The 11,145-nt window shown below is 42.6% G+C and carries 10 protein-coding genes; 2 read left to right on the forward strand and 8 right to left on the reverse strand.

The genetic code is table 11. From position 1 onward, the window contains the following. Positions 1-48: 48 nt before the first annotated feature. The gene (locus tag RMY63_RS40130; protein WP_322734000.1) at positions 49-477 is read right to left on the reverse strand and encodes a hypothetical protein; all 429 of its coding nucleotides are present in this window, start codon (positions 475-477) and stop codon (positions 49-51) included. A 341-nt stretch (positions 478-818) separates the two neighbouring features. Then, positions 819-1,901, reverse strand: a complete 1,083-nt coding sequence (locus tag RMY63_RS40135) for a site-specific integrase (protein WP_322734001.1) — start codon at positions 1,899-1,901, stop codon at positions 819-821. A 257-nt stretch (positions 1,902-2,158) separates the two neighbouring features. On the opposite strand from RMY63_RS40135, the gene RMY63_RS40140 reads away from it, so the two are divergent. After that, entirely contained in the window at positions 2,159-2,641 is a 483-nt protein-coding gene (locus tag RMY63_RS40140) for a hypothetical protein (RefSeq protein ID WP_322734002.1), read from the forward strand. Between the two features lie 188 nt (positions 2,642-2,829). Here the strand turns inward: RMY63_RS40140 and RMY63_RS40145 are convergent, their stop codons facing one another. Then, positions 2,830-4,035, reverse strand: a complete 1,206-nt coding sequence (locus RMY63_RS40145) for an AIPR family protein (protein WP_322734009.1) — start codon at positions 4,033-4,035, stop codon at positions 2,830-2,832. A 304-nt stretch (positions 4,036-4,339) separates the two neighbouring features. Here RMY63_RS40145 and RMY63_RS40150 point away from each other — a divergent pair, with 304 nt between their 5' ends. Then, complete coding sequence (locus tag RMY63_RS40150; RefSeq protein WP_322734003.1) at positions 4,340-6,691, forward strand: hypothetical protein; 2,352 nt, start codon at positions 4,340-4,342, stop codon at positions 6,689-6,691. A 101-nt stretch (positions 6,692-6,792) separates the two neighbouring features. Here RMY63_RS40150 and RMY63_RS40155 read toward each other — a convergent pair whose 3' ends face one another. From RMY63_RS40155 to RMY63_RS40175, 5 genes are all read right to left on the reverse strand, one after another. After that, the gene (locus tag RMY63_RS40155) at positions 6,793-7,695 is read right to left on the reverse strand and encodes a CHAT domain-containing protein (protein WP_322734004.1); all 903 of its coding nucleotides are present in this window, start codon (positions 7,693-7,695) and stop codon (positions 6,793-6,795) included. Between the two features lie 86 nt (positions 7,696-7,781). Continuing rightward, entirely contained in the window at positions 7,782-8,180 is a 399-nt protein-coding gene (locus RMY63_RS40160) for a transcriptional regulator (RefSeq protein ID WP_322734005.1), read from the reverse strand. Beyond that, on the reverse strand, positions 8,164-8,463 hold the full coding sequence (locus RMY63_RS40165; protein ID WP_322734006.1) for a type II toxin-antitoxin system HigB family toxin: 300 nt from the start codon (positions 8,461-8,463) through the stop codon (positions 8,164-8,166). The genes RMY63_RS40160 and RMY63_RS40165 overlap by 17 nt, the downstream gene beginning before the upstream one ends. A 73-nt stretch (positions 8,464-8,536) precedes the next feature. Continuing rightward, positions 8,537-8,854, reverse strand: coding sequence for a hypothetical protein (locus tag RMY63_RS40170; RefSeq protein ID WP_322734007.1), 318 nt, complete (start codon positions 8,852-8,854; stop codon positions 8,537-8,539). 36 nt (positions 8,855-8,890) lie between these two features. Continuing rightward, entirely contained in the window at positions 8,891-11,047 is a 2,157-nt protein-coding gene (locus tag RMY63_RS40175; protein ID WP_322734008.1) for a hypothetical protein, read from the reverse strand. Positions 11,048-11,145 lie beyond the last annotated feature (98 nt).

Raw genomic sequence — 11,145 nt, forward strand, 5'->3', positions numbered from 1 at the left:
TTCTCCGTATTTATTTATCTTTACATAGTTTAGTTTTTTCGCGTCGACTTACTTAATCGCCTCAGTAAACTGTGTCATTCGGGCTGTTATCCCCTCCACTTTTTCTGATAAATCGGCGAGATTATGGATTGCTGTGGTTTCGTTGCTATTAGATTCACTTGAAAACTGTGACTCCAGCTTATCAAGTCGTGAGCAAATAGCTAATATCGTTTCATTCGTAGGACTGCTGTTACTATTATTACCATTAACTAAGTACTCCTCAACACTTGCCTTAATCTTAGAGTCCAAGCGTTTATCTAAATTATCGCCACCAATTGCATCAAGGTTATCTATATCATCTAGGTAGAGTTCGATAAATTGGGTCAGCGTGGCTGTTGCCGTCGTGCCTTTCTCCCGGCAACGGGCGATAAACTGCTCCCACATCTTTTGGTCACAGTTAAAAGATGCCAGTTTCTTGTTTTTCCCTGTTTGGCTCATGTCTAGGTACTATCTAGGTTAACCGGGACTGGACGCGACCGAATAAGCGCGTCATCCATCTTGATAACTACCTTGACAGTATCATTTTGGAGCGCATGAGTGCGATGGCGTACCCGCCCGCCGGATACTGTTGGCGAATGTAATACATTATTGTCTTATTAAGTATTACGTAAGCTCAAACCTTCAATCTGTAGTTGCGGCTTTGAGTTGTAACACTTTTGTCCGTGCGTTTGTAACACTTTCGCCAACAGTATCCCCGCCGGAGGCGATGCCTTCTGGAGCGAGACGCTATGCGAACGGCGGGCTTTCCTGCGGAACGCTACGCGAACGCCTACGCTTTTTTACCGATGTTTGCTTTTTTTACGCAGTGCGTGAGAAGTCCCAACACGCCCAACGTGGTGAATGTACTTTGCAGTCGTCGCCGGGGAAGCATGGCCCAAATCTGCTTGCAAGTCAAAATCAGAAGCTCCATTTTTTTTAGCCAGCGTCGCATGAGTGTGGCGCAGAAAGTGGGCGCTGAACTTAATTCCCGCAAAAGCAGAAATTTCCGCCATCATCAACCGCAATCCCCGATCGCTTAGAGGTTTACCCCTATCCCGCCGACTGGGACTGGGAAACACCGGCTGATCATTGCTGGCATCGCCACGGTAATCCAGTAGCACTGCACTCGTCTCCGGATCGAGACTAATGGTTCTGGTTTTATTTCGTTTCCCCGTCACAGTTAATAACAGACAATCTCCATCCTCCCGAAACTGCCGCCAAAATAACCCCGGTGTAACTATGCGCTTACCATAATCAGAAGTTTGCCGCGCAATTTCTCCCGCCCTCACCCCACTGTAAAAGACGAGAGTCAACAGCAGCCAATGCATCTTATTAGTGTTGTGTTGCAAATCTACTTCAATCGCCGCTTTTTCCAACTTAGCAATCTCGCGTTCCGAGAGAATGCGCTCTGCGAGCTTATCGTCCCATTGGATACTTAAGTCCTTGCCCAAGTCGATAGCAAAATAACCAATAGAAGCTCTAGTACCCCACTCCCACAAACTTTTAATCGCCGCCGTGTATTTAGCCGCAGTATTTTTACTAATTCCATAAGTATTTTTCTGTCCCCGTACTGGCTTTTCATCCTTTAGCCAAGCAAGATTTGCGTGTAGATGGAATAACGTCACCATCCTCAAATCAGATATCCCAAACCGCGACTGCATATAATCGGCAAGCTCATAACCAATTTGCCGATATGCCCGTCGCGTTTGGTCGCTTTTAATAGTGACAGAATGCACCCATAGCTCAATTAGCTGCTCCGTCGAATTAATTCTCTGGCGGTTGGGAAAATAATAATCCACAAGCGCAACCCGGGCTTCATCAAACGGTAGAGTCACCACCTCCACAGCAAGTGATTCCACGCTTAATACAGGTAAATTTTCCATAAGATAAATCCCCAACCCCCACTGATAATTATGATGCCGAGAACTATAATTCCCGGTATCTTTATGATAGTTGTTTCCCAGACACGATCCAATTGCCCATATAAAATCATCTATATCGTATATACGCGGATATCCCGTATGCGATGATGGTAGTGGGAGATAGAGAGGTAGGGGGAGTGAGTAAATATTAGACTCGAAGCAAATGGTTAAAGAACTGGTTAGAAATCACTTTTCCACAACAAAAGTGCGAGGGACTGGTGGAATATCCGCAGATAAATATAAAACTTCTCTCAGAAGAAGACCGGGAGTTGGTGAAGCAGGCCAAGCAGCGTGCTGAGGATTTGCGCTTAACTTTTAAGGAGTTTGTGTTGGATTGTATTAGAAATGCACTCTCTGAAGAGAGTCCGGATGATGCAGATAGTGCAACTGCTGCTGAAATTGAAGCTTTGAAAGCTCAAATCGCCGCCCTGTCAGAGAAAGTGAGTATTCCTTCTGCGACCAAAACGGAAGTGCATACCCTCCAGGAAAGGGTAAATCAATTGCGGGTGGGAATTTCAAATGAAATTAAAAAGGATAGGGAGCAACTTGCTTCCTTGGTGCTGGCGATCTCCCGCCTTGAAAGCCAAATTGAACAGCTGGTGCCTTCTTTAAATCTTCAAGTGGATGGCGAAGGTAATGCTGATAATGATAGCGATTGGCTTTTTGGAGAAGACTCCGGTGCTGAACTACCGTTAACTTAAGCATGGGAATTGAAGAATGGGGACGGCGTAAAGCCTGCGGCATAGCTACGCTTAACGCGCAGCGTCTCGTAGAGAATAAATTCGCCTGCGCCTTTCTTCTATGCTTGAAAGCACCAGGTGTCCCCGCAGCAGAACACTTGGTGTAGTTCACCTGACTTGAAATCTGCTGTAATTATTTAGTGGAGATTTTAGCCTTGTGTGAGCGTTAATTCTTCACGCTTGGCGGAATTGACAATTTTCACCAAATGCTGGTTTAAATAACTTTGGGCCGAAATGTACAGACTTTCCCAAATTTCTTGATTGCGACAAATTTTAGTCCCCACTGTATTTCCTGCTGTTTTCTCCGATATCAAGTATTTACGGTAATAGTTAACCCAGAGGTGTTGGAGAAAGTTTTCGGCGAATTCGTCAAAAGGAATAATCCAGTTATAGTCTTGGTCTAGGAATACCCGATAGGATGCAATTATGGGTAGTGCGAGGTCAGTTGGCGCACCAAACCCAAACGAGTACTTGCTGTCGGGGAGAAGGGTAGTTTTGCGTGTATCAATTGATGCTAAGTCGTTGACACCCTTTCTTCTGGGGTTGCTGATATGTTCTTGGATGATTTCGTACAGTCTTTGCTCAATCCACAGAGCTTTGGGAAGTAGAGGCAATAGAAGAGTTAATCTTTCCCTCTCAGTGTCTGTGATTTGGCTTGGGGTGTTCGTACCTGTAGGGTGCTTGCTTCGTTTATTGCCGTCGGGATTGTATCTATTTCTGTCGAGGCAGTTGATCAGCTTGAACAAGTGGTTAACATTACACTGAGCATTTCTAGGAGCGCCGCTTTGATTTTGGTAATAGGCTATTCTAAATTTTCTATCTTCTGCTCTTTCTAACTGGGCTAAATACTGCTTGATAAATTTGTAATCTCCCCTGGCGTTGACTTTGGAGCGAGAATCCACTGGCGATGTGGTATTTGAGGCGAGGGCTATATCTTTAGCCTCCTCTTCCTGGAGGCCGATGTGGATGGTAACTTTGACTCTGGCAAGGCTGAGGTCATATTTGTAATTTTTAGCACTTTCAAAAGCTAAAACTGTGTGACCTCCATTGATAATGCCATCGCTACCCCCCTCGCTAGCTTCTAAGACTTCTAACTCCAGTTCGGTTTTGTTTTTGCTAGGTTTAACTTTATTGGCTGACAGAACGATTCCACTGTGACGAGAGAAGAATTTTTCTGGTTGAGTCGTCACAGAGTCAAAGATTTGTCGGTATGTCGCACTTTTGCGGTTAGGTTCCCGGATGTTGGGTTCTAGGGGTAGGTTTGTGGGAAACGTGTCCACATGGGCGGTGGCGATGATGCAATTGGGGTTTGCATGGAAATAGTTGTCTACTTTAATAATCCAGTTTTTCGGCATGGGTGGTTTCTGCATCTTAGCGATACATTCTCAATTATTCTTCTCGTGGGAAGAAGCGAACGCTTAAAGATTATATTTTGTAATTTTGTCTAAATGCGATCGCGGCTGCGACTAGCGTTAAAGAAGAATCCAGAAGTCTCAATTGCTTTACTGGGGCGGGTAGGATAGTAGACTACCGCCGTCTGCTATAATAAGGCACACCAAAACCTGAAAAATTGACTTCTTAGAACCTTTCTTAACTTTGCCTTTTCTCTTACACCCTTTGGAGTTTTTGAAGCTTCGACTAGCTAGGAAAGGATCATAAATGACTCGCTCTGATGAGTTAGTTTCTATACTTGACCGCATTCTCGACGGCTGTGGAGATGAGGGGGATGTTGCGATATTGCGTCAATCCCTCAAAGCAAGCAGTGGTCAAAATGTTGTGCAGTTGGGGAAGTACAACGTCAGTATTGGTGAGGGGAAGGATATTCATATCGGCGATAAGGTTTATCAAGGAGCCGACGCACAGACTATTCGCAGCATATTCCAGGAGGTATTGTCCCAGAACACGCGACAATTAGAAATCGACTGGCACAATATCAGTAAAGCTAGGCTGTCCAAGCAGCAACTCACCACAAACCCGCTAACACAGCGCAAAATTACATATCAGACAGAGCAGGTGTATGTGCCATTGGGACTGGTGGAGCGTAAAGAGCCACCTGTGCGATGCGAGGATGTTTCACCAGAGCAGGGTTCGGAACTTTACTCAGAAACGAAAATTACTCAAAAGTTTGAACATCAGCAGTTTCTAGAGCAGGTACTTAGAGATAGACAAAGCCCCAAAAGTCAGGGAAGACGCATTGCAATTATTGGCGAACCGGGGGCGGGGAAAACGACGCTGTTGCAGCAGATTGCTCAATGGGTATTGGCAGAGATGGGGCAGTCGGTTGTGATTTGGGTGTCTTTAGCTGATTTGCGATCGCGTGAACTGGAATCATATTTGTTAGAGGTATGGTTGCAAGCAGTGACAGAGGATCAACAAAAAAAGTTGAATGCAAAATTAGGAGAATTAGCGAAGGAGGCGATTGATAAGGAAGGGTTTCGACTACGAGAGGAGTTTGTGATCAAGTATTTAGATGACCCGAATAAGGAAAATTCGCCATTTTTCATAGCACGAAAATTAGGCTGGCTAAATAATGTAGGTGTAGATGATAAAAACAAACCTGTTTATGCCTTCTTTCATCCTACATTTGAGGAATATTTTGCTGTATGTTCAATCAATGATTGGAAATTTTTTCTTGATCATAATCAACAAAATCCTAGATTAGGCACTTATCGGGTTTTTGATTCAAAATGGAAGGAGCCAATTTTATTATGGTTAGGGCAAAAAACAATTTTTCAAGAATCACAAGAAGACTCAAAAAAGTTAAAAGAAACTTTTATTGAAGCTCTTATAAGCTTCAAAGATGGATGGCAAGGCTACTATCAATACCAGTCCTATTTTCTCGCGGTTACTGGCATTGCTGAGTTGCAAAACTTTGACGCAAATCAAATAATACAGAAACTGCTTGAATGGAGCCTTCTGCCAATTTCTGATAAACTATTGCCCATCATCGAAGGTGCTAAAATTGCTTTACGAGACAGTGTTCATCAAGAAGATGCAATTTATAAAACGATTGCACTTATAAATTCCATTAATGAAATAGATAAATCTGACTATCTTGAAAAAGAAAGTAGAGGCGTAACTTGGATTGTTAAGCGTCGTGTATATTTTGAAAAGCCGAACCCAAAGTACTGGCTGGCTGTAAGTATTTTAGGAGAGGTTGGTGTTGCTCACTCCAAGGCTATCACAAAATTGTCAGACATAATTACAAAGTCTCAACACCCATTTACCCGTCTGATAGCTGCCGAAAGTTTAGGAAGAATTGATGATTCTACTAGCAATTTACAAAAAGTAGAGGATATCCGTCGGGAAGCTGACGGTAGCTTGAAAGAGATAGAAGAAATTCTTCAAACTAGCAATGAAGCAAAAGCAATCCTTTACGAAGGACAAAGAACAGAGGGAACTTATCAGTTAATCCCTGAGATTGACTCTAATGATCCGCAAGCAATCGAAAAATTAATTAAACGTATCAATACAACTAAAGATGAATACTTTGCTCGTAGCACAAAACCTAGAGGGGTAATACGAATTCATACTCTTGTTCCCAATGAAGGTGGATATATTAGATTAGAAGCTGCTAGACGTATTGGAAAAATCAATCCCAAAAGCAAAGAAGTTGTTGATACATTAATTAATATCATCAAAACTACTGTAAATGAGGATGCTCGACAAAGAGCTATCAAAGATTTAGAAGAGTTTGGCTTTGATAATTCAGACGCGATTCAGGTATTAGCTAATATCATTAAAACGACAAAAGATAAAAAGACCCTCATAACATCTGCTAAAAGTTTAGCAATAATTTCCCCTGGCAACCATCTGGCATTAACTAATCTATTCAAAGTTGGTGAATACGAAACTTTATATAGTTTTGCTCAGGCTGTACCATACCCAGACTTTCATCGGGCTTGGCAACAAAGTAGTATGATAAATCGTCTAATGTGTTTGAGCAACATGGGCAAACTGCTTGATTTCCTTAGCAATTTGCTGAAGAGTTTCCCCCGTCACCGCGTCTAAACTATTGAGCAAAATCAACAATCTACTCTAACTTAGCGCCAACTCTATCTGGAGACGCGATCGCACTTGTTGCACTAAGTCATCAACCGGATTTGTTGCCCTTAATTGGACTTTTTTTTTAGATTTTTGAAGACTGGGGTATGTTCTTCTGGGATTCCTTGCAGAGCGATCGCATCACAACCACCGTTATAAGCATCCTCATACGACCAACCAGCCCCTAGTTCATCATAAAAACCAACTGCAAACTTAATCGCTGCATCGTCTCCTATCTGACTATTCATACCGACTACATAATCAATGTGTTCGGCGATCGCCGAAGCTTGAATCTCCGAATAGCAAGCGTTGAGAACAACACATTCAAGTCCTCGCGCAGCAAATCGTTTGAATAAATTTGCTAAAGCTTCAGTTGGGATAAGTTGCGCTAACCCTGCATCATTTTCCAGAAATAATCCATCATCTCCTGAACCATGCCCGCAAAAGTGAACAATCTCTGGGTTAAAATCTAACAAAGCACGACGTAAATCATCGGGACGAACTGCCCAACGTTGCTGCAAAGTAAATTTTTCTCGCTGCTGTGCCCTTCGCAAACCCTCATCAATTTCTCGCATCTGTTTGTCTAAGCGCAATCTCGCTTCATTCGTGGGGCTGGCGGCTAGCACTAAAATGGTTTTGCGCGAACTACTTTGAGGATTTTCTCGTTGAGCCAAGTTCTGAAACTCTTCTTTGAGGATAGAGCGAACAACTTCCCGGATATCTGCGGTGTTAGAACCCTGAATTACAGCACGAGCAACTTCTCGAATTGCTTCGGCATCAAGTCCTTGGTAAGTGCGATCGCCAATATGAATATCTTGTCCCTGTCCAATATTAACGTTGTACTTACCTACTTGCAAATTTTGGCTACCACCACTGTTTAACCACTGACGCAAAGCTTCAACATCGTCATCGTTTTGATTTCCGTTGAGAATGCGTTGAATAATGTCGTTGAGGTTACTGGGGTTTGCCATTTATCGGAGTTTTTTAGTTTTATTTTAGACGATAAAACAGTGAATTTACTTATCCATACTCGCCTTGTTCAATTTTTGTAAATCAGCTAGGTAAATAAACTGACATCTACATGAAAATAGTCTGCAAGCGCTTTTGCTTGAGTTTTACTAATGGTGCGATCGCCATTGATAATTTGCAAAGCAACTTCCAATGAACCAATTACCTCAGCTAATGCTTCGGTCGTAATATCGCGTGCGTCCATCAGATGCATTAACATCGAATGGGGCGTACCTTGGGGGATTGGGTAATGGGTTTCTTCAAACTTCTCAATTAATGTCACCAACAGTTCTAACAGCATCTCTTCTTCTGGTGTACGATTGGGACGATGTTCTAAGTTTTGGGCAAGTGCGATCGCTTGTTCGTTTTCTTCTTCTGTAGTAATTATTTTTGGCTGATACTCGGCTAGCAATTTACCGTAAGATTCAGGATTAAAAGTACGGGTCATTTTTCCATTTATCCTTATCATATTCGGCGTGAGTTAGGACATATTTAATATAGATTCTTTGAGCTTCGTAAACAATATCAACAATCAAACGGTAGTTGTTTCCTTTAATATTAAATACAGTGAAGTTACCGACAGCTTCTGCTTTTGGATAAATAGCCTGAACTTCAACCAGATTTTTCCATTCGGCTTTAGTTGTCACCCTATACCAATCATAAAGTGCATCGCAGGAATCTGCGTGTGCTTCACAAAACTCCCGCAAAATCCTGCGGCTAATAACGTGCATTTAAATTTACTCTGATTACGACTATTAGAATTTTCTCCTAAATTGAAGGCTTTATAAAGCTTTTAGAACTCGGTTATTTTTCCAATGGCATTGCGGCGAAATGTTCTTGTAGTAACCTGTGGATAAAGCGATAGCGTCCACCGATGCGTTGGAGGAAAAGGCGCTCGGTGCAGTAGTCAAGAAAACGGGCATAGTTCCAGGGGATTAACTTGCTACACGATAGAATAATACGTAGGATTAAATGTTGAACGCTACATCTTCCAAACCATAACTTAACAATTAGTCCACTACTGAGTCCAGTAACTAACCCCTTATATGTACCAAATATTAATCCAGCAATCAATGCCTTGGTAAGATATTTTCGGACTCTTGCTGAACATTTTTTTGCCATTGTCCTCGAACGACTTTCTCATACTCCTCTCTACGACTACAAACCACCAAATAGTGAGGGCGACTGTCGCTTTGAGAATGCAAGCGAGCCAACAAGGTGAACCGGCATTAAAACCGAGAGTTTTAACCTATCAGCAAATTTAGGGAACCACATCTTAACAGTGTACTGATACCCATTTAATGCTTCCAAATATACATACTCTGCATAGGTTTTAATTTGCTCAGGAGTATAGTATTTCCAAGGAAACTCTTCGACCGAATATGGAGCGGGATCTCCCCAAGGAGGATCAAGTTGAGTTTTGCCGAGTGTTTGCAGTTGGGCAACCCTCATTGTCAAGTGATCTAAGTCTTTTCTATATATGGTTGTTACACCGTTGAAGCTAAAGTATTGAATATTCGGATCAAACTCGCAAAGAACCGCTTCAAGAATATCAAGAGGAATAGCTCTATGAGGGGAGAAGTAGCGAAAAGAGGTTTTTCTGGAACACGAAAGCACTGAACGCGCTAACTTCCAAAGCGACTCACAAGCAAATAATCCATAATCAATTGGCAAACCTCGCTTCTGTAAAAATTTAGAGAAGGAAGCAACCAATTCATCCAATGTCCATAACCAAGTCCAAGCAGGTTGTGGTCCGAGCCATTTAACTAAAGCAGACTCTCTATGAAAACGTGGGCTTTCAACGGATCGAATCGATACAAAATTTCTTGCTTGAAGTAATTGGGACAACTCGACAACATTCTCCACCTCTTCGTTTTCTTGATACCAACCTACAGTTAGTTTTGCTTCTTCTGATCTAACACCTATTGTCCAAACGGAGCAATTTTCACCTACAGGTGCAATGAACTGGGCGAGAGGCTGACGGAGTGGTTGATTAATTCCCATTACCCAGGCTTGCATAGCTTCCCTGATCCTTTGCCCACAAATTTTCCAGGGTGGAGGTGGCATATCAATGAATCGGCCGGCTAATGCTTCACTTACAATTTCAGCCGCAAAAGCAGGATGGGTTTTAACAATTGGAGTAAGGAATCTAGACACCTGTTCATGCCCAGAAGTCGCGATCGCCATAATGAGAGCGTATCGCCAGGAGCCAAGTTGTTCAGCATCTTGTACTAGTAGCTCCGGATCGGGATTACCAGCCACCAAACTTTGTGCTGCAAACCATTCATTTAGAATTGGCAACGCAAACCCAATTTTTCCATGTCGTTCAATCACCAACCGAGATGCCAAAATCGGCTGAAGTTCTGCTCTTGATGAAATAAACTCAGTAAAGTGAACTGGTTCGCCACCGTATTGTATGCATCGAATAGCCAAATTTTGAAGAACCCGATTTGCACTTTCTCGATCAGCAGTTTCCTGACCCAGTGAACGTTCAATTAGGTTGTTGAGCAACTCTCCTGTAGATTGAGGGACTCTAATGTTTTGAACCCTCAGATAATCTGCCACTAGAAGCGCAAATAAAGGCAGCTTGATAACACTTTGTAGTGATGGTGACCATTGGGAGACTGTGTATTCTGTAATTATTTGTCCTGACAATCGACTGATTAATGTACAGGTTTGATTGACGGTAAGTTCTGGAACTGGAACTTGAATAATCTCTTGTGCTTCATCCAAGGTTCGCAGCGATCGGCTTGTTATCACTATGGTTGTATTTGGCCACGCTCTGACAAGAAATCGCACCTCAGACAATAAATCACTTACCGAACTGATATTCTCATCCGTAGCGTTGATAATGACAACTGCACCCTGAGTTTTTGGATTTCCAATCCCTTTAGCCGCATTTTCTACTGCTTTTTGTAGTGGTCTCGAATCACGCCATTGCCATGATTCGAGATAAACAGACACAGGTGCATCTGCATCCTGAACGGCTTGTTCAATCATGTTTTGGAATAAACGCTCTGCAACGAGCGATTTCCCTGCTCCCATTGCTCCTGTTATAAGGAAAAGTTTGCCAGGAATTAACTGGATGTCGGGAGGTATATTTCCAATTTCAGGATTGTCAGCAAATTCTTCAGCAACCTCCTCACTAACTTTTGCGGCTAACCATCTTTCGATACAACGCGCTCTAGATTCTTGCCGAAGTCCCTGCAAACGAGTAAGGCGATCGCTATCTTGCGAAATTGAAGCGGCTGTAGATTGTTCACGAAGTCTCTCGAAAATCTGATGACCGATTATCCGAATCGCCTCATCATTCAACTCAAGATTGTTAATGTCCCCAATCTGGATATTTTGGCCTTGACCAATAGACCCGTCCTAAAACTTGCAAGCAAGTATATATAAGGCTTTGAGACCGC

The organism is Nostoc sp. ChiQUE01b (assembly GCF_034531255.1).
Classification (GTDB): domain Bacteria; phylum Cyanobacteriota; class Cyanobacteriia; order Cyanobacteriales; family Nostocaceae; genus Nostoc.

What these genes read in the sequence shown, in the direction of transcription:
- RMY63_RS40155 (WP_322734004.1), bottom strand. Translation starts at nt 7,695, where the DNA reads ATGGCAAACCCCAGTAACCTCAACGACATTATTCAACGCATTCTCAAC.
- RMY63_RS40130 (WP_322734000.1), bottom strand. Translation starts at nt 477, where the DNA reads ATGAGCCAAACAGGGAAAAACAAGAAACTGGCATCTTTTAACTGTGAC.
- RMY63_RS40145 (WP_322734009.1), bottom strand. Translation starts at nt 4,035, where the DNA reads ATGCCGAAAAACTGGATTATTAAAGTAGACAACTATTTCCATGCAAAC.
- RMY63_RS40170 (WP_322734007.1), bottom strand. Translation starts at nt 8,854, where the DNA reads ATGGCAAAAAAATGTTCAGCAAGAGTCCGAAAATATCTTACCAAGGCA.
- RMY63_RS40150 (WP_322734003.1), top strand. Translation starts at nt 4,340, where the DNA reads ATGACTCGCTCTGATGAGTTAGTTTCTATACTTGACCGCATTCTCGAC.
- RMY63_RS40160 (WP_322734005.1), bottom strand. Translation starts at nt 8,180, where the DNA reads ATGACCCGTACTTTTAATCCTGAATCTTACGGTAAATTGCTAGCCGAG.
- RMY63_RS40135 (WP_322734001.1), bottom strand. Translation starts at nt 1,901, where the DNA reads ATGGAAAATTTACCTGTATTAAGCGTGGAATCACTTGCTGTGGAGGTG.
- RMY63_RS40165 (WP_322734006.1), bottom strand. Translation starts at nt 8,463, where the DNA reads ATGCACGTTATTAGCCGCAGGATTTTGCGGGAGTTTTGTGAAGCACAC.